Consider the following 23,285-nt stretch of genomic DNA (forward strand, 5'->3'; position numbering starts at 1 on the left):
CCAGGACGGCCGCCGCTCACAGCCCGAGATGAAGGAACGACACCCAGGCGCTCGGGTGATGGGGGCGGCGCGTGCGTTCTTCCCGGACGGCGTTGTTCAGCGCGTGGGCGCTGCCGGTCGCCGCCATACCGCCGGAACCGGTCAGATCCGTGTAGACCGACTGGGCGATGCGCGCCGTGGTGCTGTCCGGCACCGATGACAGGGTGCCGATGACGGCCGGATATCCCGCGCACTGCAACGCCGACGTCAGGGTGATGACCTCGTCGGGCAGCGCGGTGCCGATGGCCGCCGTCACGCAGGCGCCCAGGAAGGCGAACTCGGCCCGCTCGTTGCGCAGCCTCGTCAGATCGGAGACGGTCAAGAACCCGTCGCGCAGGACGAGGCCGCTTTCGAACGGAACCTCCAAGTCCTGGACGCCATGGCAGTCGAAATGCGTCCACGTGTGCCGGGGCAGTTGCGCCTCGACCGACTCGCGGATGGCCGCACCCCCGGTGAGCATGGTGCGGCGGTCTTCGGGGACGAGCCGCTCGATGAGGGCGCGCGTCCTGGCGGCACCGGGGAGTGCCGCCTGCCCGGGGCCGCGGTCCTCGCCCACGTACAGCAGCCGGGGAGCGGGTGCGCCGCCGGCCGCTGCGGCGTCGCGCCGCTCGCGCGCGTGGACCAGGATCGGCAGGGCGGGCGCGTACGAGGAGACGACCTGGTCGAGGACGGGCCTTCCGTCCCGGCTCTCGCGGGGCGCGGCGGCGTGGAGCGGGAGCGTGCCCAGCGGCCCGGTCGCCGACCACCACAGCCGTGGCGGGTCCGCGTCGTCCGCCCCGATCTCGGCGATGCCCTTTTGCCCAATCGCGTCGAGCACGGGGGAGGTGATGACCCGCCAGAGCCAGTCGAGGGTCTCGCCGATGACGTCTTCGCGTTCCCGGCCTTCGCCTTCGGCCAGCGCGGTCATGTACCGCTGCGCACGGGTGTGGGCGTCGTCGAAGTCGAGGTCGGGCAATTCCACCGGCAGTGGTTCGGCGTCGCGATCGTGCACAACGAGGGCGCCGCAGGACAGGCGGCTGACGATGACGACGACCACCGGGCCCTCTGCGCCGGCCGGCCCGATATCGGCGGTGTAGACGGGCGTGGTGAATGAGCCGTCCGGTACCAGCCGCTGCGCACGCTCGGCGAGCCTGCTCCAGTCCCGCTGGAGTTTGGCGTTCGCCCGGCCGTCCAGCCGGGACCACCGCTTCACCAGCGCCACCCGGGCATCGGTGGACATGCCGCCGTCGTTCTCCAGGGCGAGGGCGACCCGGTCCATCTTCTTGGCCAGCCGGGGCGCGACGTCGCGGAGCCGGCTCCGGTCGCCGCGGGTCTTCAGCAGTTGCGTCCACAGGACGGCACGGCCGCCTTCGAGCAGTTCCAGGGCCCGCGCGGGACGGCCGGAGGCCATCGCGCACGCAGCGGCGTCGGTGGCGAGGCCGGTGTGGCCGGCGAGCAGTTCAGCGCGCTCCGTCCGGCCGTACCCCCACCATGCGGCCTGCGGCAGCAGTTCGACGGCCGTCGCCAGGCCGGCCAGCCCTTCGGCGGGCCCCGAAGCCTCCGCGGCCGAGTAGCCCCACGACGCGGCGGCGGCGAGCCGCTCGTGCACCGGCGCCGCAGTGATCATGCTCAGCTCGCGCCGCAGCTCCTGCGGGTCGGGGAGCTCACGCCCGGCCCGCGACGAGCCCGGATGCGCGTCGAGGACGCTGATCAGGTTCGCCAGCGCGCGGGCCCGCGCGGGGCCGGTGTCCGGCAGCGCCTCGGCCGCGGCCCGCAGGTATTCGATGGAGTCGTCGAGCACACCGGGCTTCTTCGAGAGCCCGTACGCGTCGAACAGGGCGACACCGAGGTTGTTCGCGTACAGGCCCCACCTGCGCTGTTCCCGGTCGATACCGGAGTTGTTCTTGCCACGTCCCCACACCGCCGCGCTCAGGTCCTCGATCGCGGGCTTCAGCGCGTCCAGTGCCCCGTCTCCGGCACGCCAGCGGGCATGGCGTTTCGTCCCGCGCCGGAACAGCGCGAAGGAACCACGCCGGAAAGGGTGAAATTTCCTCTTGTTCGCGTGGTATCTGGCCAATGAATGCTGGTGGGAAGGCTGTTCGTCCTGGACGATGTACACATATGACATGCCGGGACGCTAGCAGCCGTTCAAGATCATAAAGGGTGAAGAGTAAAACATCCTCTTTGTGTAAAGCATTCGGTGTATCTCCGGTATTACCGGCGCCAGCAGGTGTATGTCACCGTCGCCGTACCGCCCGGCTCGAACGTGACCGTGCCGGTGCCGCGCCCGCCGATGTAGCACAGCACCGTCGGACGCACCGTCACCGCGACCGAGGCCGACCGTCCGGCCGCGAGCGTCCCGCCGCCATCCGCGCTGACGCGGCCCGCCCGGTCCCGCACCGACGACACCGACCACCGCACCGGCCCGCCGACGGCCGTCAGCCTGATGTAGCACCGCGTCGGCAGCCCGGCCGCCCGCACCCCGTGGCAGCCCCCGTCGTCGACCGACAACCGTCCGGGCCCGCTCGGCGCCTTGCGCGACTTCTTCGGCGCGGCGGCCTTCTTCGTCGGCTTCGGCTCGTCCTTCTTGACGCTGTCCTTGGGCGTCGGCGTGGATGTGGCCGAGGGTGCCGGGGTCGCGGGCGTGACCATCGCCACCGGCGGTGCGGCCGAGGGCCTCGGCTCCGGTTCCGTCGACTCGAACAGCACGAGCATCCCACCGGTCAGCGCGACGGCCGCCGCCGCGCCCCCGATCACCACCAGCCGCCCCCGCCCCCGCTTCCACGCCGGCGTCGCGCGGCACTGGTCGCGCACCAGCTCGTAGAGCCAGTCCCGGAACGTCCCCGCATCGGGCACGTCCGCGTCCCGCAACGCGAGCAGCGCCTCCCGGACGGCCTCGACCGCCCGCTCATGCCCGCCGAGCAGCCCCTCTGCGTACTCGACCAGCTCGGGCCCGTACACGTTGTAGACATGGCCGACCGCCCCCGGCCGCTGCGCCATGAGCGCCTCGACCAGCCGGAAGTCCTCGTTCAACGGCGGAGCACTGGACACGCCGGGATTATGACGCACCGCGCACACGAAGTAATCCACCGTGAGGCCACACTCCGCACCCCGGCTTTATCAACGGAAGAAGAAATCTCCGCCAGGGGACCGAGGCGGTCAGACGCCGACGAACGCCCAGAACCTACTGACCAGCGGCTCCAGGAACAGGAGCAGCAGCACGAAGTAGGAAGCGCTCGGGACGGCCGCGACCACGGCAAGCCCCACGGCGAGCAGGAGCACGGTGGAAAGGCTGCCCCGGACCGATTCGACCGGGGGAGGGTCCGATTCCGAAGCGACCTCCGCATCGCGGTACGCGAGGAGCGCCACCACGGCCTGGCACGCGGTCGCCGCGAGGACGTTGCCGAGGTAGAACAGCAGGGTGAAGCGGTCGTCCGACGGGTACGCCCCGACCATCTCCGTGGAGAACGGCAGGACCACGATCGCCAGCAGCCATCCCGCGTTCCACACCATCAGCGCCCGCGTATAGCCCCGGATGTGCTCGAACAACTGATGGTGCGCGAACCACAGCCGCAAGATCACCGCGAAACTGAGCAGAAAACTCCAGATCTGCGCCTGATGCCCGGTAAAGACCTCGCTTGACCGCCCATGCTCCCCGACCACCTCGGGCACCACATCGACCAACGGCAGAACCAGCAGCGTCCCGGCGATGGCCACCACCGCATCGGTGAACAAGACCAGCCGATCCGGCTCCCGGGAGATCACGCGCGACATTCCCGAGATCCTACTCACGCCCCCCATCAGGCCCCCAGGAAGAGCCGCTACCGGGCCAAGCGCGCGCTGAGGACCGCCACCGGCAGCGCCGGATACCTCGGCACACGCCCGGTCCGAACGTTCGCCCCGTTTACGTAAACCGAACGAACTGTTCCACCAGCGAGCATTCATATCCGGAACGCCACCAAGCCGCACGGGGAGATCTCACTTTCGTGTTCGAGTGGGCCGCCAGTCGCTGACACGCTCAGGAATCAAGTGATAACACAGAGTTGACGCGCTGGCTCCCCCGGTCAGCGCCACCCCCGGCCGCCCCAGGAGGTTCCCGGTGACCAGCCCGTTCGTCCGCCGACGCCGCCTTGCCACGGAGTTGCGGACCCTCCGCGAGCAGAGCGGCATGACCGCCGACGAGTTGGCCGGCCAGATCTACCGCTCCCGCATGACGGTGTCCAAACTGGAGAACGCTCGCTGCCGCCCCGACGTCCGGGACATCATCAAGATCATGAAAATCCTCGGCGTCACCGGCGAGAAGTTCAACGAGATCCTCAAGATCGCCTGTGACGCCTCCGACCGCGGCTGGTGGGACTCCTACGGCGACGCCATGGGCGCCCGCCAGCGCATGTACGCCGACCTTGAGTCGGGCGCAGCGACCATCCACGGCTATAACCAGATGTCGATTCCCGGTCTCGTGCAGACACCAGAGTTCCTTCAGGCACTCATCGATCTGGACCTTGCGGAAGGGTCAGGGATCAGCTACGTACCAGCGCGCACGATTCAGGCTCGTCTTCAACGGCAGGAAACCTTCTTCCAGACCTCCGGCCCGATGGCGGAGATCATCCTCGATGAGTTCGTACTGAAGCGCCTCGCTGTCCCTGCGGAGACGATGGCGGCGCAGCTCCGACACATGGTTGACGTGGTATCTCGTCAGCCTCGCTTCACCCTTCTGGTACTCCCACTGGACGCACGGCTCTCACCCGGCCGTCTGCCACCGTCGACATACATGATCTACACGTTTCCCGACCCTGTTGATCAACCGATGGTCGTGGCGGAGAACACAAACACGGACCTCATACACACGACCCCCGAAGAGGTGGCAAAATATGAGCGTCTCCACGGCCGCCTCCGAGAAGCCACGCTCCCCGCGCTCGAGAGTCTTTCGCTTCTTGCGGGCACCGCCGATCGGCTGAGTGAACAGGCAGGACACGACACGTGAAGCAGCAGTACAGCAACTGGCGTAAGTCCAGCTACAGCAATCCAGACACTGAGTGCGTCGAAGTTGGTCGCTCCCCCCAGGGCGCCATCGGCGTACGTGACACCAAGCAGGGCGCCGCAGGCCCAACCCTCGAATTCACCTCCCGCGAGTGGGCCACGTTCATGCAGGCCATCCGCTCCGCCTAGCCCTGGAAGACGACCTCAGTCGAGCCCGTCAGGCACGGGCTCAGCCGTGCAGTGATGAGGGCGGGCCGAGTCCATGGCCGCAAAGACGGAACCGCCGTCGGAGTCGACGACTTTCTGATCATTCGGCGTGCGTACGCCATTGCGCCTCCCATGCCAACCCCCGGACAAGGCGGCAGAGTATGAACGTCCACATGACCGTCTCCGGCAGGCCGCACTGCCGCCTTGGAGAGGCTCTCTCTTCTGACGGACACGGCCGACCGGCTGAGCGAACAGGCAGGCCCGTAACGTGAAGCAGCAGTACAACGACTGGCGCAAGTCGTCCCACAGCGTGCCGGACTCCGACTGTGTCGAAGTTGGTCGCTCCCCCCAGGGCGCCATCGGCGTACGTGACACCAAGCAGGGCGCCGCAGGCCCAACCCTCGAATTCACCTCCCGCGAGTGGGCCACGTTCATGCAGGCCATCCGCTCCGCCTAGCCCCGGAAGACGACCTCAGTCGAGCCCGTCAGACACGGGCTCGGCCGTTGCTTCCCGCGAATCGACACAGGAAGTAGCTATTCAGCCTGAAGGGATTGACGCCACCGACGGTCCGACGAAACCGGCAGGCCGCCGACGGGACATGGGTTGCCGAGTCTGTCCCGCACCACCTATGGAAGCTAAAGATCCCTTTGGTAGCTTTCAGTCGAGTTGCTCGGCGAGTCCCACGATGATGCCCTCAGGACCGCGCACGTAGCAGAGGCGATAGAGGTTCTCGTACTGCTCCAGCTCGCCCACGAGTTCGGCGCCGTGCGTGCGCAGGCGGGCGATAACGTCCTCGATGTCGTCAACCGCGAACATGATGCGGCGAATGCCCAGCGTGTTCGCCGGTGCGTCCTTCGGCTCGGGGTGGATGGCCCTCGGCCTGTGGAACTTTGCCAGCTCGACTCGTCCGTGGCCGTCCGGGATCCGCAGCATGGCGACGTCTTGACGGACGTCCTCAAGCCCGATGACACGCTCCGCCCACCTCCCTTCAATCGGCCCCTTTCCCTCCAGTTCCATGCCGAGTTCGACGAAGAAGGCGATGACCGCCTCAAGATCGTCGACGACAATGAGGACGTTGTCCATCCGCTGGATCGCCACGCTGACCCTCCCTGTCTTGCTACGGCCACGTTGGCCGGCATCTACCCGTGAGACGGAGCCGATAGACCGCTCTCGACATCCTCTCCGCTCCACTTCGGCGCGGCTGCGACTGTGCCGCTCAGAGTCGCCACGGCTAATGCGGGTTTAACCCGGAGGGCGGTCTCATGGCTTTTCGCTGGGGCGCGTTGTCTCGGCGGAGAGGACGAGATGGGGAATCGAGTGTGGGTGGCCGGGGTGGTCTTGCCGCTGGTCTTGGGGCTTTCTGCGTGCGGGAGTGACGACGGTGGGGGCCGGGTCGCCTCTGCTGGTGGGGCGGCGGGGAAGGCTTCCGCGTCGGCTTCGCCCAGTGCGTCGCTTTCGGCGGAGGACGCACAGCTTAAGTTCGCGCAGTGCATGCGGGAGAACGGGGTTGATGTCCCGGATCCCGGTAGTGGGGATCAGCGGGCCATGCGGCTCGGGAAGGGCACCGATCGGACCAAGCTGCAGGACGCGCTGGAGAAGTGCCGACAGTGGTTGCAGGCGGGCGGGAAGATGCCCGACCTGAAGGACCCGAAGGTGCGCGATCAGTTCGTGAAGCTCGCGCAGTGCATGCGCGAGCACGGGGTGGACATCCCCGACCCGGGGCCGGACGGCCAGTTCAAGCTGCCGACCGGGGACATCGACCCGGGCGCGCTGCAGAAGGCGCGGGAGGCGTGCAAGGGCGTCATGCCGGGGTTCGGACAGTGAGGCGGATCGCCGTCGCCGGCGGAGTCGCCGTCGTCGTGGTCGTCGGCGGCGGGAGCGTGCTGGCGTGGACGGCGGGCGATGGGGAGGCGACCAGCGCGCATGGGGTCAGGCTGGGCACTGCCGTTGTGAGCAGGGGAGATCTCGTCGATACCGAGACGGTGGACGGCAAGCTCACCTACGACGACGTCCGGGAGGTGTGGACGGGTGCGTCCGGTGTGGTGACTTGGGCGCCGAAGCAGGGCGCGACGGTCAAGCGAGGCGGGACGCTGCTCAAGGTGGCGGGCAAACCGGTCACGCTGATGTACGGCGGCAGCCCCATGTACCGGACGTTGAGGGACGGCATGTCGGGCAAGGACGTCCGGCAGCTCGAACAGAACCTGCGGGCGCTCGGGTACGGCGGCATGACCGTGGACGACGAGTTCACCGGCGCGACCGAGGCGGCGGTCCAGGACTGGCAAGACGATCGGGGGCTCGCGCAGAGCGGCACGGTCGACGCGAGCCAGGTCGTCTTCCTCGGCGGGGCCGTGCGGGTCAGGGAGGTCAAGGCTCCCGAGGGGAAGCGAGTCGGGCAGGGGCAGCCTGTGCTGGCGGTGGCCGGGACGAAGCGGGTCGTCCATGTCGATCTCGACGCCGACAAGCAGGATCTCGCGAAGGAAGGCGCCGAGGTCTCGGTGGAGCTTCCCGGCGGCAAGACCGTCAGGGGGAAGATCGCTGAGGTCAGCGGTGTCGCCGAGAGCACCGGGTCGGGGCAGGAGAAGAAGACCACGGTCGGCGTCGACATCTCGATCGGCGGCGCCGAGACGGGACGGCTGGACGAGGCGCCGGTCAGCGTCGAGCTGGAGAGCGAGCGGAAGAAGGACGTCCTGTCGGTGCCGGTGGAGGCGCTGCTGGCACTTCGGGAGGGCGGCTTCGGCGTCGAGGTCGTCGACGAAACCGGGCGGCGTCTCGTCCCCGTGGAGGTCGGGGCTTTCGGTGGCGGTCGGGTCGAGGTCACCGGTGTGCGCGAAGGCGCGAAGGTCGGGGTGCCCGCCGAATGAACGCGCTGGGCATGGACGTACCCGGCGACGACATCGTCGAGCTGGCCGGGGTGACCAAGGAGTACGCGGGCGGTGTCGCCGCGCTGAAGGGTGTCGACCTGGTGGTCGCGCCGGGGGAGATGGTCGCGATCGTCGGGCCGTCCGGGTCGGGCAAGTCGACGCTGCTGCACATGATCGGGACGCTCGACCGGCCGACCGGGGGCAGCGTGCGGGTCGCCGGGCACGAGGTCGGCGCGCTCGGTGACCGGGAGCTGTCGGCGCTGCGGGCGCGGCATCTCGGGTTCGTGTTCCAGCAGTTCCACCTGGCGGGGGGCGTGAGCGCGCTCGACAACGTCGCCGACGGGCTGCTGTACGGGGGCGAGAAGTTGAAAGAGCGGCGGGAGCGGGCTCGGGTCGCGCTCGAACGCGTCGGGCTCGGCAACCGGGTCGGGCACCGGCCGCACCAGCTGTCGGGCGGCGAGCAGCAGCGGGTCGCGGTCGCGCGGGCCGTGGTGGGGGAGCCGGACCTGCTCCTCGCCGACGAGCCCACCGGCAACCTCGACTCGGCGGCGGGCGCCGAGGTGCTCGGCCTGCTGGACGAGCTGAACCGCGCCGGCACCACCGTCGCGATCATCACGCACGATCTGGAGGTGGCCGATCGGGCGCCGCGACAGGTGCGGGTCCGGGACGGGCTGATCGTCGCGGACGAGCGGGCGGAGGTGGGCAGCCGATGAAGACGGCGCTCGCGCCCGCGAAGCTCGGGGCGAACGACGTGCTCCGCGTCGGTCTCGGCGGACTGCGGGCCCGGCCGACGCGGGTCGTGCTGTCCGCGCTCGGCATCGCGATCGGGATCGCGACGATGGTCGCGGTCATCGGGATCTCCTCGTCCAGCAGGGAGGACCTGCTGCGGCGCCTCGACCGGCTTGGCACCAACCTGCTGACCGCCAAACCCGGCGACACCCTGTTCGGGGACAAGGCGGAGCTGCCCGAGACGGCGCCGGAGATGGTGCGGCGCATCGGGCCGGTCACCGCCGTCGGCGCCACGGGGTCGGTGGACGCGACCGTCCGCCGGACCGACAAGATCCCCGCGGAGGTCACCCAGGGCATCGCCGTGCAGGCCGCCACGACGGAGCTGCTCGGCACGCTCGGCGTGGAGACCGCGAGCGGCGGCTGGCTCAACGCCGCGACGGGGCGCTATCCCGGCGTCGTGCTCGGCTCCGAGGCCGCGAAACGGCTGGGCGTGGAGCAGGGAAGGGTGTGGATCGGCGGACGGTGGTTCGTCGTGCTCGGGGTGCTTCGGCCCGCCGAGCTGGCGCCGGAGATCGACCGGTCCGCGCTCGTCGGCTGGGGCGCGGCCCGCCGCTACCTCGGCTTCGACGGGCACCCGACCACGATCTACGAGCGCTCCACCGACGCGTCCGTGAACGACGTCCGGGACGTCCTCGCCCGGACGGTCAGCCCCGAGCACCCCGAGGAGGTCGCGGTCAGCCGCCCCTCGGACGCGCTGGAGGCCAGGGCCGCGGCGGCCGGCGCGTTCACCGGGCTGCTGCTCGGGCTCGGCGCGGTCGCGCTGCTGGTCGGCGGGGTCGGCGTCGCGAACACGATGGTGATCTCGGTGCTGGAGCGGCGCCGCGAGATCGGGCTGCGCCGCTCGCTCGGCGCGACCCGCGGGCAGGTCCGCACCCAGTTCCTCGCCGAGTCGCTGCTGCTGTCGGCGTTCGGCGGCGCCGCCGGGACGGTGCTCGGCACCGCCGTCACCGCCGGGTTCGCGCTGTGGAAGGGGTGGCCGCCCGTCGTGCCGGTGTGGGCGCTCGGCGGCGCGCTCGCAGCGACGCTGGTGATCGGGACGGCCGCCGGGCTGTACCCGGCGGTGCGCGCCGCGCGGCTGCCGCCGACGGCGGCGCTGGCGTCGGTCTGACTCTGGTCACGCTCCGCCGGGGCGGTGCATGATTGTCACGGCAGCCGTGTTCCGCCCCCGGGGGAGGTGCCTCAACAGCCATGCCGGTCCCACGCCCGCTCCGCGAGCGCTCCCGGGAGTTCCTCGGGATCGACGGGGAGATCCGCTACATCTTCCCCGCGATGGCCTACGGCGGCGGCGCGGGCTTCATCTTCGTCGTCACCGACGACCAGGTCGCGGTGATCAGCACCGGTGCGGTGAGCCGCAGCGCCCCGAAGACGATCTGGGGCAGCTACCCGCGCGGCACCCGGATCGGGCCGGTGGAGACCGGCGCCGGCGCGTCGTTCGAGTTCGCCGGCGCCGTGTTCGAGGTGGACGACGAGTACGTCCCGGTCGTCAACGCCGCCGACGCCGAGATCTTCGCCCGCGACAGCCTGCCCCGCGACCCGCTGCCCGACCTGTAGGTCCCCTCAGGACGTGGCGGCGGGCTCCGTCGCCTTGGCCGGCGCGGGCCTGGGCGTGGACGGGTCGCGCAGGAACAGGAACATCACCGGGACCAGGTAGGCCGCCCACATGACCAGCTGCAGCCAGGTGATCTGCGGGGTGACGTTCAGGACGCCCTGGAACACCGTCTGCATCCAGTCGCCCGCGCCGCCGAACTTGGCGAAGAACACGTGCGGCTCCAGCGCCACCGCGTTCAGGCCCGGGAAGACCTCGGCCTCCTGCAGGTCGTGGAAGCCGTAGCCGAACACGCCCGCGGCGACGACGATGAGCGCGGCGCCCGTCCAGGTGAAGAACCGCTTCAGGTTGATCTTGAGGCCGCCGCGGTAGAGCAGGTAGCCGAGCGCGACCGCGACGGCGAGGCCGAGGAACGCGCCGACGATCGGCTCGGTGGAGCCGCCCGAGGAGTTGGAGATGTTCGTCCACAGGAACAGCGCGGTCTCCAGGCCCTCCCGCCCGACGGCGAGGAACGCGACGGCGGCGAGGGCGAGCGGCCCGACGTTCAGCGCGCCCTCCAGCTTCCCCTCCAGTTCCGCCTTCATGAACCGGGCGGTCTTGCGCATCCAGAAGACCATCCAGGTGACGAGCCCCACCGCGATGATCGACAGGATGCCGCCGAACAGCTCCTGCGTCTTGAACTGCATCTCCGAGGAGGCGGCGCTGAGCGCGATGCCGAACCCGAACGAGAGGGCGACGGCGACGCCGATCCCCGTCCAGACGGGGACGAGGGCGCGGCGGTTGCCGGTCTTCACCAGGTAGGCGATCAGGATGCTCACGACCAGGGCGGCCTCGAGCCCCTCCCGCAGACCGATGAGGAAGTTGCCCAGTAGCATCGCCGCACTCCTCCGGATGGCACAGATCTCAGGCAAGCCTTTTAGGCAAAGCTAACCTAAGCAATTCTGCGCCCGGCATCCGCCCCCGGCAAGAGGCACCGCAGATGTCCTCGCCCGGAGAGGGCATCCGGCCCGACGGGCATCCGGCCGGACGGGCGGGTCACCGCCGCCAGGCGGCCTCGCGGTGGCGGGCGAGGGCGGTCAGCGCCTGGTTGACCGGTGCCGTGCGGCCCACCTTGGCGGCCTCCCGCGGCACCGCGCCGTTGATCACGTCGATCTCGCTGGTCCGGCGGGCCTCGTGGTCCAGCAGCGCCGACGGCTTGGCGCCGGGCATCCGGGCGGCGAACTCGCGCACCAGGCCGACGGGGTCCGGGACGTCGATGGCCACCCCGCGCGCCAGGGCGGTCTCCCATGCCTCGGTCGCCGCGGCCTGGCTTGTCCGGGACAGCTCGGGGTGGTCGCGGACCTCGCCCACGGTCAGCCCGGTCAGGGCGCACGGGGCGCTGTAGGCCACGTTGCAGATGAGCTTCTCCCATTGCATCGCGATGACGTCGTCCACGGCCGCCGCGTCGAACCCGGCCGCCCGCCAGGCCGCGGCCACCGCCTCGACCCGCGCGGGGGCCAGGGAGCTGTGGGCGCCGAACCGCAGGGCCCGCATCGCGTTGTGGTGGACCCGGCCCGGCCCGCGCAGGCCGGCGCCGAATCCGCTGGCGATCCCGATGGCCAGGCGTTCGGCCCCTACCGCGTCGGCCACGGCATCGGCCGAGCCGAGGCCGTTCTGGATGGTCAGGACGGTCGTCCCCGGCCGCAGCAGCGGTGCGAGCCCGGCTGCGGCGGCGGGCACGTCGGCGGCCTTGACGGCGAGCACCACGAGGTCGACGGGGTCGGCGGGAGCGGTGGTGTGGGCCGCGACCGCGGTGCGGAACTCCCCGTCGGGTCCGCTGACGTGCAGCCCGTCGCGGGCGATGGCCTCGACGTGGGCCTGCCACGCGTCGACCACCGACACCTCGTGGCCCGCCCGGCCCAGGCGCGCGGCGTACACCGAGCCCATGGCCCCGCAGCCGACGACGCAGATCTTCATCGTCCCCGATCCTCGCGCCATCAGTTCAGGTCCTTGAGGAGGCCGGCGATCTCGTCGCCGAGGCCGGGCTTGGCCTCGAGACCGAACCCGGGGGCCTGGCCCGGGTGGATCAGGCCGTCGGAGAGCCGGCAGTCCGGACTGTAGCCGCCGAAGGGCTCGAAGACCCCGGGATAGGCCTCGCAGCCGCCCAGCCCCAGCCCGGTCACGATGTGCAGGTTGATCAGGTGCCCGCCGTGCGGGAACGCCTGGGCCCGGTCGACGCCGCGCGACTCCATGGCCTCGATCATGCGGGCGTACTCGGTCAGCCCGTAGCTGAGGCCGGCGTCCATCTGGAAGACGTCCCGGTCGGGCCGCACTCCGCCGTAGCTGAGCAGGTTGCGCACGTCCTGGACGGAGAAGAGGTTCTCGCCGGTGGCGATGGCTCCGGGATAGACCTCCGCCAGTTCCCGGTTCAGGGCGTAGTCGAGCGGATCGGCCGCCTCCTCGTACCAGCGCAGGCCGAGACCGGCCAGGGCCGCGGCGTAGTCCAGGGCCTGGTCGCGGTCGAAGCGCCCGTTGGCGTCGACGGCCACCCCGTCCCCGCCGCCGATCACCTCGACGGCGGTCTCGACCCGGGCCAGGTCGTCGGGGAGCGCCGCGCCGCCGATCTTGATCTTGACCATGCGGTAGCCCTGGTCGGCGTAGCCGGTGAGCTCGGTGCGGAGCCGGTCCAGGGAGTCGTCGGGGTGGTAGTAGCCGCCCGCGGCGTAGACCGGCGTGCCGGTGGGCGCGGGCTCCCGGCCGAAGGCTCGCGCGATGACGGCGTGGGCCGGCTCGTCGTGGTACTTGGCCAGCAGGTCCCACACCGCGAGTTCGACGGCGCCGGCCGCCGCGGCGCGGTCGCCGTGGCCGCCGGGCTTCTCGTCCCGCATGGCGCACTGGAGCACCCGGGCGGGGGACAGCAGCCCGCTCGACGGGTCGAGCAGGGTGCCGGGGTCGGCGGCCAGCAGCCGCGGGATCATCCGGTCGCGGAGGATCCCGCCCTGGGCATGGCGCCCGATCGAGTTGAACGCGATGCCGGTGAGCGGAGCCCCGTTCCGCCGTACGTCGGTCCGCACGGCCACCAGGGAGACGGTGTGCGCGGCGAAGTTCACCACGGAGTTCTTGATGTCCCCGCGGAGGGGGACCGCGACCTCGCGGACGTCGGTGATGCGCATGACCCCAACCTCTGATCCAGACCGATCGAATTGTCTAGACTAATGGAAGCGGTACCTCCACGGCACCCGTGTGAGGGCCGGCCGGGACCGGAGGACGGGAGAGGGCCGTGAAGCGGTACGAGGAAGTCGCCGAGGAGCTGGTCCGGCAGATCCAGTCGGAGCGCTGGCCGATCGGCGGCCGGTTAGCGCCCGAGGTGGACCTGGCGGCGGAGTTCGACGTGAGCCGGGGCACGATGCGGGCCGCGCTCGACATCGTGGAGGAGCTGGGACTGGTCTCCCGCCGGCCCCGGCGCGGTACCTGCGTCGAGCGGCTGAGGCCGCACTCGATCTTCGCCCGGTCGCTGCACTCGGTGGACGAGCTGATGCAGTACTCCGTGGAGACGGACCGCCAGGTGCTGTCGATCGCCGATGTGGTGGTCGACGAGGCCGACGCCCGCGTCCTCGGCTGCCGGCCCGGGCAGCGCTGGACCAAGATCCGGATGCTGCGCATCGACCCCGCCGACGACGGCTGGCCGCTGTGCTGCACCGACGTCTACCTCGAGCCCGGCATCGCCGAGGTCGTCGGCGACCAGGTGCTCGACCCCAAGCGGTTGATCTCGGACATGGTCGAGCAGGCGACCGGACGCACCGTGCACACCATCGAGCAGCGGATGCGGGCGGCGACGGTCCCGGACGCCATGGTCGACCTGCTGCACACCGCGGCCGGTTCGCCGGTGCTGCGGATGACGCGCCGCTACCTGGACCGCGCCGGGGACCCCTTCGAGATCACGGTCTCGGTGCACCCCGCCGAACGGTTCGAGTACGCCGTGGATCTGGAGCGCGGGCACGGCTGACCAGCCTAATTGTTTAGACCTTTTGGGGAAAAGTCTGGTGTCCAGAAACTACTTCCGGTAGCGTGGCGGCGGATCGCCTGACAGGAGGGACACCATGGAGGCCAACCCTGAGTTCGAGCTCCAAGGGCTCTGCCACCTCGCGCTGGTCTGCGAGGACATGGAGCGCACCGTCGACTTCTACACCAACGTCCTCGGCATGAAGCTGAGAAAGACGATCAGGCTGCCCAACGGAGGGCAGCACTTCTTCTTCGACATGGGCGGCGACCAGTTCCTGGCCTTCTTCTGGTTCCCCGACGCGCCGAAGCGGGCCCCCGGCATCGCCTCCTCCGCGGTGCTGCCCGGCCTCGGGGACATCGCCACGGCCCATGCCTCGATGAACCACGTCGCCTTCAAGATCCCGCTCGACAAGTTCGACGAGTACAAGGCCAAGCTCGACGCCAAGGGCGTTGAGACGGGGCCCGTCCTCGAGCACGACGACAGCCCGCGCGGTGTCGCGGAGACGTTCCACGAGGGCGTCTTCGTCCGCTCGATGTACTTCTTCGACCCGGACGGCGTGCTGCTGGAGTTCGCCGCGTGGACGCGCGAGCTGAACGAGGACGACGTCAACCTGGCGCCGATGACCGCCGCGGGCGTCCCGGCCACCGAGGGGGCGTCGGCATGAGCGGCGCGCAGTCGATGCTGGACTACGCCGAGCGGTTCTTCGGGCTGGTGGAAGCCGGCGACATCGAGGCCGTCTCCGCCCTCTACCACGACGACGTCACCGTCTGGCACAACTATGACGACGTCGACCAGTCCAAAGAGCAGAACCTCGCGACGCTGGGCGGCATCGCCCAGCGCTACGACAAGTTCGGTTACGCCCAGCCGCGGCACACCGCGCTGGAGGACGGCTTCCTCCGCCAGCACGTGATCGAGGTCGAGCGCAACGGGCGGTCGGCGTCGATCCCGGCGGTCCTCCGCGTCTACGTCGAGGACGGCAGGATCCGGCGGATCGAGGAGTACTTCGACCGCAGCAAGCTCGAAGCCGTCCTCGCGGCCTGAGCGCCGAGGCCGGCCCGCACACCGAGGCCGGCCCGCGCACCGAGGCTCTGGACCCGGTGCCCGCTCGGGGCGACGCCCCCGGCCGGGCACCGGCGCAGGAGAAGAAGTCTCAGGAGAAGAAGCTGCGGCTCTGCTCGGCGAAGCGCAGCAGGTTTTCGGCCACGGCGACCTCGGTGAACTCGTCCTTGCGGTGGCTGGGCGCCGAGATGCTCACCGCGTACCGGGCGCCCGCATAGGTGCCGAGCGGCACGGCTACCGCGATGACCCCGTCCTCGCTCTCCTGCAGCCCGGTGGCGTAGCCCCGCTTCCGGATGCGGTCCAGGTCCTCCAGGAGCGCGGTCCGAGTGGAGTGGGTGTGCGGGGTGAGCGGCTCCAGTTCCTCCCGCGGATAGAGCGCGACCACGGCCTCGTCCGGCAGCAGCGACAGCAGCACCTTGCCGGACGCCGAGGCGTGGGCCGGGAGGGTCTTGCCCATCCGCGAGCCGACCCGCACGGCGCGGCTGCTCTCCACGGCGTCGACGAAGGACACCAGCGAGCCGTCGAGGCGGGCGAGATGGACGGTCTCGCCGTAGTGCTTGGCGAGCTCGTCCAGCAGCGGGCGGACCTGCTCGCGGACGTCGATCTGCCGCAGCACCGAGAAGGCGATCTCGGTGAGCGCGGGGCCGGGCTCGTAGGCCCGCGAGCTGTTCGACTGGCGGACGAACCCCCGGTACTGCAGCATGGCCAGCACCCGGTGCGCGGTGGACGACGCGACCGAGAGGTACTCGCTCACCTCGGTGAGGCGGAGGCTCTTGCGCTCGCCCAGCAGCAGCAGGATGCGCAGCGCGTTGTCGACCGACTCGATCGGATACTGCGGCTTGCGAGGCTGGGCCGGAGAGGGGTTGTTCACCCAGCGGACCTTATCCGGGGACGCGGTCATCGGTCCTTCCATCTCGCAGCTCGAACTTGAGTACTTTCCCCGACGCGTTGCGGGGGAGCCGCTCGACCACCTCGATGCCGGTCGGCAGCTTGTACGGGGCAAGCCTGCGCCGGGCGTAGTCGCGCAGCTCCTGGAGCGACGGCGCCGGCCGTCCGGGGACCGGCGCGACCACCGCGACCGGAGTCTCCCCCCATTTTAGATGCGGCCGGCCCACCACCGCCACTTCCCCGACGTCGGGGTGCGCGGCGAGCACGTTCTCCACCTCGGCGCAGTAGACGTTCTCGCCGCCGCTGATGATCATGTCCTTGAGCCGGTCGACGACGTAGACGAACCCCTCGTCATCGACCCGGACCAGGTCACCGGAGTGGAACCAGCCTCCGGCGAAGGCCTCGGCGGTCGCCTCGGGCAGGTTCCAGTAGCCCGCCGTCAGGCCCGGCCCCCGGTAGACGATCTCGCCGATCCCGCCGGGGGGAACGTCGTTCATCGCGGTGTCGACCACGCGCGCCCACACGCCCGGCGCCGGCCGTCCCACCGAGCCCAGCTTCCGGCGGGCGTCCTTGCCCTCCAGCACGCAGGTGACCGGTGACATCTCGGTCTGGCCGAAGAGGGCGAGCAGGTCGGCGTCGCCGAACACCTCGCCCATCTCCCGCAGGAGCGTGTCGGTGGCCGGGGCGGCCCCCCACGCGGCGACGCGCAGGCGCGACAGGTCGCGAGGCCGCCGCCGCTGCTCGGCGACGAGGGCCTGCCACTGGGTGGGCACCAGGAAGGTGGAGGTGACCCGGTGCCCGGCCATCGCGTCGAGGTGCTCGCCCGCATCGAACGCGCCGGTGGGCATCACGACCACCGAGGCGCCGACGAGCAGCGCCGGGGCCAGACCTCCGATGGCGCCGATGTGGAAGATCGGCGAGGCGCAGAGGTAGACCTCGTCGTACATCTCGAAGCGGAAGGCGACCAGGTTGGTCTGGCTCTGGGCGAGCAGGTTCCGGTGGGTGAGCACCGCGCCCTTGGGACGCCCGGTCGTGCCGGAGGTGTACATGATCAGCGCCGGCGCGGACTCGTCCACGGTGATCGCCGCCAGCTCGCCGGCGGGCGAGTCCGCGGCGGGGCCGTCGAGCAGGTCCGCGTAGGGCCGCCCCGCCTGCCCGGAGACGTCCACCACCTGGACGCCGTCCTCCTCGGCCGCGCCGGCGGCCAGCCGGTGGAAGGCGCCGTCGGTGATCACCAGGGAGGCGCCGGAGTCGCGGAGGATGAAGGCCACCTCGGCGGTGGCCAGCCGGGGGTTCACCGGCACCCCGATCGCACCGGCGGCGCTGACCGCCAGGAGCGATTCGACGTACTCGGTCCCGTTGCCCATCACGAAGGCGACCCGGTCGCCGGCACCGATGCCCAGCCGCGCGAGTCCGCGGCCGATCCGCAGCACCCGGTCGGCGAGCCCGCGCCACGTGTGGGAGACCCCGCCGCACCGCAGCGCGGTCGCCGCGGGCCGGGCGTGGGCGTGCCGGGCCAGGTGGGCGACCCAGTGCTGGCCCCGGGCGCCGTCGATCGGCGCGGACGCCGTCACCGCGCGCCCCCGCCCCCGAAGCGCGCGGCGAGCCAGCCGGCGATCGTGTCGGCGACCGCGTCCCGGGCGCCCGGAGGGTCCAGGAAGTAGTGGTCCCCGGCGTGGTCGCGGCGGGTCTTGTCCTCGCTCGCCAGGGCGTCGGCGATCCGGTCGGCGTCGCTCGGGAAGACCCCGGTGTCCCCGGTCGGGTTGACGACCAGCGCCGGGACGGTGATCTTGGCCAGGTTGCCCTCACCGCGGCAGGGCGACTCGCTCAGGCTCCACATGTTGAGCCAGTTGCGCACGGTCGTCTCCCCGGCGATCCCGCGGTCGCCCCGGTTGGCGGCCTCGACCGAGCCGCGGTAGCAGCTGTTCGGCTTCCGGTCGGTGGGCTCCAGGGCCGGGTCGACCATCCGCGGATCGGCCCACGTCCGGGGCACGGTGAAGTGGCGGTCGTAGTAGCCGGCCTCGGTGAGCCGGGCCAGCTCCGCCTTGGCCCACGCGGTGATCCGGTGGTTGCGGTCGACCTGTGCCTTCCGGTAGCGCTCGACGAACTCGGCGCTGTACGGCGGGCCGTTCTCCGGATTGAACAGGTCGAGCGAAGGGTCGGTCGCCACCGGGTCGAACTCGTCGACCACCGCGGCGTCCATCCACGAGGTGAGGACGTCGGGACGGCCCAGGTGCGCCGCGAGGGACACGTAGCCGTCCGCGGCGGGCAGCTCGTCCACGCCGGGGACGGGGTCGTGGTCGATCGGGGGCCGCAAGGTCGGGTCGACGGCCTGGGCCTGGTAGGCGGCCATCAGGGAGCCGCCCCCCGAGTTGCCCAGCAGGACGACCGAGTCGGCCCCGGCCTCCTCTCGCAGCCAGCGCACGCCGACGCCGATGTCCACCAGCGCCTGGTCGAGCCGGAAGTTCCACTCGTAGCCGCGGAACCGGGTGTTCCAGCCGAGGAAGCCGATGCCGCGCTCGGCCATCAGATCGGCGAGGTAGTGCTCGGCGAAGTCGATCTGGTAGTGGGTGGCGATCATCGCCACCTTCGGCCGCGCGCCGTCCGGCGCGTGGTAGAGGCCCTGGCAGGGGTGCCCGCCGGCACCCGCGCGCGGGGCGCCGGCGGAGGGGCGGGAGACGAAGGTGCGGGTGGTCATCGGGCCGCCACCTCCAGCCGGCTCGCGGCCACGTGGGCGCGGAGCTTGCCGAAGAGGACCCCGAGCCGCTCGGTGGCCACCGGGTCCTTGAGGTGCCCGGTCTCGTCGAAGCACTCATGGGCGAAGGGCATGACCACCTCCGGTCCCGGCATCACCGGGGATTGGGAGAAGACGAACATGTTGCGCAGCTCGAACTGGCACCGGGCGGTGCCCAGGCGTCCCGGCGAGGTGCCGATCAGGGCGACCGGCTTGCCCTGGAGGACCGAGGCGCCCAGCGGCAGGGAGATCCAGTCGAAGGCGTTCTTCAGCACGCCCGGGACCCCGCCGTTGTACTCCGGGGTGGCGATCATCAGCGCGTCCGCGGCGGCGACCTCCGCGCGCATCCGGGCGACCGCCGGCGGCTCCTGGCCGAGCAGGTCCTCGTTGAAGAGCGGAAGCCGGCCCACCAGCTCGCTGATGGTGACGGTGACCCCGTCCGGTGCCAGCCGGGCCGCCGACTCCAGCAGCATCCGGTTCCACGAGCCCTTGCGCAGGCTCCCGACGATTCCGTAGACGGTGACGTCCGCCGTGCTCACAGTGCTCCTCCCAGGTAGGCGTCGATGACGGCCTCGTCACGGACGACGTTGGCCGGGGTGTCGAGGGCGATGCGGCGCCCGAAGTCGAGCACGCAGACCCGGTCCGAGATGCCCATCACCATCGACATGTCGTGTTCGACCAGGAGCATGGTGATGCCCAGGTCGGTGTTCACCTCGCGCAGGGTCGCCGCCATCTCGGCGGTCTCCTCGTGGTTCATCCCCGCCACCGGCTCGTCGAGCAGCAGCAGCCGGGGCTCCATGCACAGCGAGCGCGCGAGCTCGACCCGCTTCTGCACGCCGTGGGGGAGCGGGCCGACCCGGTGCCGCAGCAGGCCGCCGAGTCCGAAGCGGTCGGCCACCTCGGTGACGTGCCGCAGCGCCGCGCGCTCCTCGCGCGCGCTGCGGCCCCACCGGATCATGCCCGCCACCGGCCCGGAGCGCAGGTGCTGGTGCCGGGCCAGGAGCAGGCATTCCTGCACGGTCATGGCCGGGAAGACGTCGACGTTCTGGAACGTGCGGGCGATCCCGGCCTTCGCGATCCGGTGCGGGGCGGTGCCCAGGAGCTCCCTGCCCCCGAACCTGATGCTCCCGGCCCCCGGGCGGTAGATGCCGGAGATGCAGTTGAACAGGGTGGACTTGCCGGCTCCGTTGGGCCCGATCACGGCGAAGAGCTCGCCCTCATCGATGCTGAAGGTGACCCCGTCCAGCGCCCGGACGCCCGCGAACGACAGGGCGAGGTCCTCGATCTCGATCAGCGCGGTGCTCATGAGCCGGCTCCTTCGGGGGCGCTGGGCGCCGTGCCGGCGCCGAGGTAGGCGGCCGCGATGTCGGTGTCCTGCTGCAGCGCCGCCGGGGTGCCCTCCGCGCAGACCCGTCCGCCCTCCAGGAGGTAGGCGTAGTGGGAGATCGACAGGGCCATGCGCGCGTTCTGCTCGACGAGCAGGATCGAGGTGCCCTGCTCGTTGATGGACACGATGATGTCGCGGACCTGCTCGACGATCCGGGGCGCGAGCCCCAGGCTCGGCTCGTCCATGAGCAGCAGCTTCGGCCGCGACATCAGGGCCCGCGCGATCGCCAGCATCTGCTGCTCGCCGCCCGACAGGTAGCCCGCCTTGCGGTCCAGCAGGTCGCGCAGCCGCGGCAGCAGCGCGAGCACCTCGTCGCGGGCCGCGGTGAGCGCGGCACCGCGGTGGCGGCGCACGTGCGCTCCGCTGGCGAGGTTCTCGGCGACGCTGAGCCCGGGGAAGACCATCCGGCCCTCCAGGCACTGCGCGAGCCCGGCGCGGACGCGCTGCGACGCGCGGGATCCGGTCATGTCCTTGCCGAAGAGCTCCACCCGCCCGCCGGTGACGCGCCCGCGGTGCAGCCCGAGCAGGCCCGACACGGCCCGCATCGTGGTGCTCTTGCCCGCCCCGTTGGGGCCGAGCAGGCTGACGACCTGGCCCTCGGGCACCCGCAGGGTCAGCTCGGTCACGGCGTCCTCGGCCGCGCCGTAGCCGGCGCACACGGCCGTGGTCCGCAGGGCCGGGGTCTGCGAAGCGGGGGTCTGCGGGGCCGGGTTCTGCGGGGCCGGCGGGCCGTCGGCCGCGTCCGGGGCGTTTCCGCTCATGACGTCTTCCGCCTTTCGCGTGAGCCGCCCAGCGGGTCGCGCAGGCGCCGCCACCCCCGGAGGGCGAGCGCCCGGATCCCGTCGGGCTCGAAGAGCAGGATCAACACGATCACCAATCCGTAGACGAAGCCGGACAGGAGCGGTCCCGTGATGCCGCCGTCCGTGCTCGCGCTCTTGCGGACGAAGGGCAGGAAGGCCGAGGTCTGGTTCACGACCTCGGGCATCGCCCGGACGAACAGCGCGCCCAGCAGGGCCCCGGAGACCGTGCCCATACCGCCGATGACGATCATGGCGATGAAGTCGACCGAGAGCATCAGGTGCCACTGGCCGGGGGTGAAGTAGCCCATGTAGGACACCAGCAGCGCCCCGGAGACGCCGGCGAAGAAGGAGGAGATGACGAACGCGACCGTCTTGGTCCAGGTCACCGGGACGCCCACCACCGCGGCCGCCACGTCCTTGTCCCGCACGGCCATGAAGGCGCGGCCGAGTCGCGAGTGCTTGAGGTTGTGGGTGAGGAGCATGACCACCAGCAGGATCGCCAGCGCGAAGTACCACCAGGCCTGGAAGGCGTCGAGGATCACCCGGTCCCCGGCCATGACGCCCAGGCTGAGGTCCTGGTCGCCGAAGAGGACCGGTGCCGCCGGACGCCCGTTCACGCCGCCGCTGAGGCTCGTCCACGTCTCCCACGCGTAGAGGCCGATGAAGACCAGGGCGAGGGTGGCGACGGCCAGGTAGAGGCCCCGGATGCGGACCGCGACGGGGGCGACCAGGGCGCCCGCGGCGGCGGCCACCAGGCCGGACGCCGGCAGCCAGAGCCACCAGGGCAGGCCCATGTCGGTGCCGAGCCAGGCCGAGCTGTAGGCGCCGATCCCCATGAAGAAGGCGTGGCCCAGCGAGATCTGGCCGGCCAGCCCGGTGATCACCTGCATGCCGAGGGCGCCGATGCCGGCGATCAGGGTGAGGATGCCGATGCCGAGCCACAGTTCGGAGCGGACCACGAGCGGCAGCACGAGCATGGCGGCGATCCCCAGGCCGACGCCGGCGCGTCCGCTGGTGAGGAGGCCGTTCGGGCGCGGCCGGGGGACCGCGGTGTCGCGGGGGCCGGGCGGGCTGGTGAGGACGGACACGGCTCAGACCCTTTCGATGCTGCGGCTGCCGAAGAGGCCATAGGGCCTGACCAGGAGGACGAGGAGCATGAGCACGTAGGGCAGTACGTCGTGCAGGCGCCCGCCGCCGATGTCGCTGAGGTAGCCGGATCCGAGGACCTGGGTGAGCCCCACGACCAGGCCGCCGACGACGGCTCCGACCAGCGAGTCCATGCCTCCGATGACGATCGCGGGGATCGCGATGAGCGCGAGGTCGCCGAGGTCGGGGGAGACCACGCGGGGGAACGAGGCGAGGAAGACCGCCGCGGTCACCGCGAGGAAGGCCGCCAGCGCCCAGGAGAGCGCGAACATCCGTCCCACGTCGATGCCCTGGGCCATGGCGGCCTCCTGGCTGCTCGCGGTCGCGCGCAGCGCCAGCCCGTAGCGCGTCCGCTGGAAGAACAGGGCGACGGCGGCCAGGACGACGACCGACACGGCCACGGTGGCCAGGGCGCTGTTGGGCAGCACGACCGCGCCCACCGAGGTGGTGCCGGCGCCGATCGGCCCCACCGAGTCGTGGGTGCCGACGCCCCACACCATCAGGATGGCGTTGTGCAGCATGGTGGAGATGCCGAGGGTGGCGAGCACCACGACGGTCACCGAGCGTCCGATCAGTCCGCGGACCAGCATCCGCTCGACCACCAGCGCGAGGCCGACGGTGAGCGCCACGGCCCCGAGGAAGGCCAGCGCGTAGGGCATCCGGGGGATCAGGACGAGGACGGCGTAGGCGCCGATGGCCACGAACTGGCCGTGCGCGAAGTTGAAGGTGTGGGAGCCCTTGAACATGATCACGAACCCGAGCGCGATCAGCCCGTAGGCCAGCCCCAGGGCGACGCCCTGGAAACCGAGCTGGAGGAAGAGGGTCATCTGGGAATCCTCGGTCGGGGTGTGGGAGTGGAGCCGGGGGGCGGGGGCCGGATCGGCCCC

At 71.1% G+C, this 23,285-nt stretch carries 26 protein-coding genes; 11 read left to right on the forward strand and 15 right to left on the reverse strand.

Annotated elements, in window-relative coordinates; genetic code table 11:
- Positions 1-16: 16 nt before the first annotated feature.
- The 3 genes from ABZ806_RS32150 to ABZ806_RS32160 form a co-directional block, all read right to left on the reverse strand.
- Positions 17-2,146 carry a CHAT domain-containing protein gene (locus ABZ806_RS32150; protein WP_500221201.1) on the reverse strand — a complete coding sequence of 710 codons (2,130 nt, stop codon included), beginning with the start codon at positions 2,144-2,146 and terminating at the stop codon, positions 17-19.
- Between the two features lie 86 nt (positions 2,147-2,232).
- The gene (locus ABZ806_RS32155; protein WP_500221202.1) at positions 2,233-3,069 is read right to left on the reverse strand and encodes a hypothetical protein; all 837 of its coding nucleotides are present in this window, start codon (positions 3,067-3,069) and stop codon (positions 2,233-2,235) included.
- A 108-nt stretch (positions 3,070-3,177) separates the two neighbouring features.
- Positions 3,178-3,792: a TMEM175 family protein gene (locus tag ABZ806_RS32160; protein ID WP_500221203.1), complete on the reverse strand. Its 615-nt coding sequence runs from the start codon at positions 3,790-3,792 to the stop codon at positions 3,178-3,180.
- A gap of 325 nt (positions 3,793-4,117) precedes the next feature.
- On the opposite strand from ABZ806_RS32160, the gene ABZ806_RS32165 reads away from it, so the two are divergent.
- From ABZ806_RS32165 to ABZ806_RS32175, 3 genes are all read left to right on the forward strand, one after another.
- A complete protein-coding gene (locus ABZ806_RS32165) occupies positions 4,118-5,002 on the forward strand; it encodes a helix-turn-helix domain-containing protein (RefSeq protein WP_500221204.1) in 885 nt (294 codons plus the stop codon).
- Positions 4,999-5,187 (forward strand): DUF397 domain-containing protein, encoded by a 189-nt coding sequence (locus ABZ806_RS32170; protein WP_500221205.1) that lies wholly within the window; start codon positions 4,999-5,001, stop codon positions 5,185-5,187. The genes ABZ806_RS32165 and ABZ806_RS32170 overlap by 4 nt, the downstream gene beginning before the upstream one ends.
- A 286-nt stretch (positions 5,188-5,473) precedes the next feature.
- The gene (locus ABZ806_RS32175; RefSeq protein WP_500221206.1) at positions 5,474-5,662 is read left to right on the forward strand and encodes a DUF397 domain-containing protein; all 189 of its coding nucleotides are present in this window, start codon (positions 5,474-5,476) and stop codon (positions 5,660-5,662) included.
- 201 nt (positions 5,663-5,863) lie between these two features.
- Here ABZ806_RS32175 and ABZ806_RS32180 read toward each other — a convergent pair whose 3' ends face one another.
- Positions 5,864-6,289 carry a VOC family protein gene (locus tag ABZ806_RS32180; RefSeq protein ID WP_500221228.1) on the reverse strand — a complete coding sequence of 142 codons (426 nt, stop codon included), beginning with the start codon at positions 6,287-6,289 and terminating at the stop codon, positions 5,864-5,866.
- A 462-nt stretch (positions 6,290-6,751) separates the two neighbouring features.
- Here ABZ806_RS32180 and ABZ806_RS32185 point away from each other — a divergent pair, with 462 nt between their 5' ends.
- The 5 genes from ABZ806_RS32185 (at position 6,752) to ABZ806_RS32205 (ending at position 10,407) form a co-directional block, all read left to right on the forward strand.
- Positions 6,752-7,030: a hypothetical protein gene (locus tag ABZ806_RS32185; RefSeq protein WP_500221207.1), complete on the forward strand. Its 279-nt coding sequence runs from the start codon at positions 6,752-6,754 to the stop codon at positions 7,028-7,030.
- Complete coding sequence (locus tag ABZ806_RS32190; RefSeq protein ID WP_500221208.1) at positions 7,027-8,067, forward strand: peptidoglycan-binding protein; 1,041 nt, start codon at positions 7,027-7,029, stop codon at positions 8,065-8,067. Before ABZ806_RS32185 ends, ABZ806_RS32190 begins: the two co-directional genes overlap by 4 nt.
- A complete protein-coding gene (locus tag ABZ806_RS32195) occupies positions 8,064-8,780 on the forward strand; it encodes an ABC transporter ATP-binding protein (protein WP_500221209.1) in 717 nt (238 codons plus the stop codon). Before ABZ806_RS32190 ends, ABZ806_RS32195 begins: the two co-directional genes overlap by 4 nt.
- Positions 8,777-9,964: an ABC transporter permease gene (locus ABZ806_RS32200; RefSeq protein WP_500221210.1), complete on the forward strand. Its 1,188-nt coding sequence runs from the start codon at positions 8,777-8,779 to the stop codon at positions 9,962-9,964. Before ABZ806_RS32195 ends, ABZ806_RS32200 begins: the two co-directional genes overlap by 4 nt.
- 80 nt (positions 9,965-10,044) lie before the next feature.
- Positions 10,045-10,407 carry a hypothetical protein gene (locus ABZ806_RS32205; protein WP_500221211.1) on the forward strand — a complete coding sequence of 121 codons (363 nt, stop codon included), beginning with the start codon at positions 10,045-10,047 and terminating at the stop codon, positions 10,405-10,407.
- 6 nt (positions 10,408-10,413) lie between these two features.
- Here the strand turns inward: ABZ806_RS32205 and efeU are convergent, their stop codons facing one another.
- The 3 genes from efeU to ABZ806_RS32220 all read right to left on the reverse strand — a co-directional run bounded on the left by efeU (position 10,414) and on the right by ABZ806_RS32220 (position 13,554).
- Positions 10,414-11,277, reverse strand: a complete 864-nt coding sequence (efeU, locus tag ABZ806_RS32210) for an iron uptake transporter permease EfeU (RefSeq protein WP_500221213.1) — start codon at positions 11,275-11,277, stop codon at positions 10,414-10,416.
- Positions 11,278-11,437: 160 nt separating this feature from the next.
- A complete protein-coding gene (locus ABZ806_RS32215) occupies positions 11,438-12,379 on the reverse strand; it encodes a ketopantoate reductase family protein (RefSeq protein WP_500221215.1) in 942 nt (313 codons plus the stop codon).
- Positions 12,379-13,554 (reverse strand): enolase C-terminal domain-like protein, encoded by a 1,176-nt coding sequence (locus ABZ806_RS32220; protein WP_500221216.1) that lies wholly within the window; start codon positions 13,552-13,554, stop codon positions 12,379-12,381. Before ABZ806_RS32220 ends, ABZ806_RS32215 begins: the two co-directional genes overlap by 1 nt.
- A 107-nt stretch (positions 13,555-13,661) precedes the next feature.
- On the opposite strand from ABZ806_RS32220, the gene ABZ806_RS32225 reads away from it, so the two are divergent.
- From ABZ806_RS32225 to ABZ806_RS32235, 3 genes are all read left to right on the forward strand, one after another.
- The gene (locus tag ABZ806_RS32225; protein ID WP_500221217.1) at positions 13,662-14,387 is read left to right on the forward strand and encodes a GntR family transcriptional regulator; all 726 of its coding nucleotides are present in this window, start codon (positions 13,662-13,664) and stop codon (positions 14,385-14,387) included.
- A 94-nt stretch (positions 14,388-14,481) separates the two neighbouring features.
- A complete protein-coding gene (locus ABZ806_RS32230) occupies positions 14,482-15,048 on the forward strand; it encodes a VOC family protein (protein WP_500221218.1) in 567 nt (188 codons plus the stop codon).
- On the forward strand, positions 15,045-15,425 hold the full coding sequence (locus tag ABZ806_RS32235) for a nuclear transport factor 2 family protein (RefSeq protein ID WP_500221219.1): 381 nt from the start codon (positions 15,045-15,047) through the stop codon (positions 15,423-15,425). Before ABZ806_RS32230 ends, ABZ806_RS32235 begins: the two co-directional genes overlap by 4 nt.
- Positions 15,426-15,534: 109 nt before the next feature.
- Here the strand turns inward: ABZ806_RS32235 and ABZ806_RS32240 are convergent, their stop codons facing one another.
- From ABZ806_RS32240 to ABZ806_RS32275, 8 genes are all read right to left on the reverse strand, one after another.
- Positions 15,535-16,314 carry an IclR family transcriptional regulator gene (locus tag ABZ806_RS32240; RefSeq protein WP_500221220.1) on the reverse strand — a complete coding sequence of 260 codons (780 nt, stop codon included), beginning with the start codon at positions 16,312-16,314 and terminating at the stop codon, positions 15,535-15,537.
- A gap of 10 nt (positions 16,315-16,324) precedes the next feature.
- Complete coding sequence (locus tag ABZ806_RS32245; RefSeq protein WP_500221221.1) at positions 16,325-17,905, reverse strand: AMP-binding protein; 1,581 nt, start codon at positions 17,903-17,905, stop codon at positions 16,325-16,327.
- Positions 17,902-19,029, reverse strand: coding sequence for an alpha/beta hydrolase family protein (locus ABZ806_RS32250; RefSeq protein WP_500221222.1), 1,128 nt, complete (start codon positions 19,027-19,029; stop codon positions 17,902-17,904). The genes ABZ806_RS32245 and ABZ806_RS32250 overlap by 4 nt, the downstream gene beginning before the upstream one ends.
- The gene (locus ABZ806_RS32255) at positions 19,026-19,604 is read right to left on the reverse strand and encodes an NADPH-dependent FMN reductase (protein ID WP_500221223.1); all 579 of its coding nucleotides are present in this window, start codon (positions 19,602-19,604) and stop codon (positions 19,026-19,028) included. The genes ABZ806_RS32250 and ABZ806_RS32255 overlap by 4 nt, the downstream gene beginning before the upstream one ends.
- Positions 19,601-20,371 (reverse strand): ABC transporter ATP-binding protein, encoded by a 771-nt coding sequence (locus ABZ806_RS32260; RefSeq protein ID WP_500221224.1) that lies wholly within the window; start codon positions 20,369-20,371, stop codon positions 19,601-19,603. Before ABZ806_RS32260 ends, ABZ806_RS32255 begins: the two co-directional genes overlap by 4 nt.
- The gene (locus ABZ806_RS32265) at positions 20,368-21,213 is read right to left on the reverse strand and encodes an ABC transporter ATP-binding protein (protein WP_500221225.1); all 846 of its coding nucleotides are present in this window, start codon (positions 21,211-21,213) and stop codon (positions 20,368-20,370) included. Before ABZ806_RS32265 ends, ABZ806_RS32260 begins: the two co-directional genes overlap by 4 nt.
- Positions 21,210-22,340 carry a branched-chain amino acid ABC transporter permease gene (locus tag ABZ806_RS32270; protein ID WP_500221226.1) on the reverse strand — a complete coding sequence of 377 codons (1,131 nt, stop codon included), beginning with the start codon at positions 22,338-22,340 and terminating at the stop codon, positions 21,210-21,212. Before ABZ806_RS32270 ends, ABZ806_RS32265 begins: the two co-directional genes overlap by 4 nt.
- A 3-nt stretch (positions 22,341-22,343) precedes the next feature.
- A partial coding sequence (locus ABZ806_RS32275) for a branched-chain amino acid ABC transporter permease (protein ID WP_500221227.1) occupies positions 22,344-23,285 on the reverse strand: 942 nt, incomplete at its 5' end.

Source organism: Spirillospora sp. NPDC047418 (genome assembly GCF_040643275.1).
Classification (GTDB): domain Bacteria; phylum Actinomycetota; class Actinomycetes; order Streptosporangiales; family Streptosporangiaceae; genus Spirillospora.

Excerpts from the sequence above, each read along its gene's own strand:
- ABZ806_RS32150 (WP_500221201.1), bottom strand. The coding sequence starts at position 2,146 with ATGTCATATGTGTACATCGTCCAGGACGAACAGCCTTCCCACCAGCAT.
- ABZ806_RS32160 (WP_500221203.1), bottom strand. The coding sequence starts at position 3,792 with ATGTCGCGCGTGATCTCCCGGGAGCCGGATCGGCTGGTCTTGTTCACC.
- ABZ806_RS32180 (WP_500221228.1), bottom strand. The coding sequence starts at position 6,289 with ATGGACAACGTCCTCATTGTCGTCGACGATCTTGAGGCGGTCATCGCC.
- ABZ806_RS32185 (WP_500221207.1), top strand. The coding sequence starts at position 6,752 with ATGCGGCTCGGGAAGGGCACCGATCGGACCAAGCTGCAGGACGCGCTG.
- ABZ806_RS32195 (WP_500221209.1), top strand. The coding sequence starts at position 8,064 with ATGAACGCGCTGGGCATGGACGTACCCGGCGACGACATCGTCGAGCTG.
- ABZ806_RS32200 (WP_500221210.1), top strand. The coding sequence starts at position 8,777 with ATGAAGACGGCGCTCGCGCCCGCGAAGCTCGGGGCGAACGACGTGCTC.
- ABZ806_RS32205 (WP_500221211.1), top strand. The coding sequence starts at position 10,045 with ATGCCGGTCCCACGCCCGCTCCGCGAGCGCTCCCGGGAGTTCCTCGGG.
- efeU (WP_500221213.1), bottom strand. The coding sequence starts at position 11,277 with ATGCTACTGGGCAACTTCCTCATCGGTCTGCGGGAGGGGCTCGAGGCC.
- ABZ806_RS32215 (WP_500221215.1), bottom strand. The coding sequence starts at position 12,379 with ATGGCGCGAGGATCGGGGACGATGAAGATCTGCGTCGTCGGCTGCGGG.
- ABZ806_RS32220 (WP_500221216.1), bottom strand. The coding sequence starts at position 13,554 with ATGCGCATCACCGACGTCCGCGAGGTCGCGGTCCCCCTCCGCGGGGAC.
- ABZ806_RS32230 (WP_500221218.1), top strand. The coding sequence starts at position 14,482 with ATGGAGGCCAACCCTGAGTTCGAGCTCCAAGGGCTCTGCCACCTCGCG.
- ABZ806_RS32235 (WP_500221219.1), top strand. The coding sequence starts at position 15,045 with ATGAGCGGCGCGCAGTCGATGCTGGACTACGCCGAGCGGTTCTTCGGG.
- ABZ806_RS32250 (WP_500221222.1), bottom strand. The coding sequence starts at position 19,029 with ATGACCACCCGCACCTTCGTCTCCCGCCCCTCCGCCGGCGCCCCGCGC.
- ABZ806_RS32260 (WP_500221224.1), bottom strand. The coding sequence starts at position 20,371 with ATGAGCACCGCGCTGATCGAGATCGAGGACCTCGCCCTGTCGTTCGCG.
- ABZ806_RS32265 (WP_500221225.1), bottom strand. The coding sequence starts at position 21,213 with ATGAGCGGAAACGCCCCGGACGCGGCCGACGGCCCGCCGGCCCCGCAG.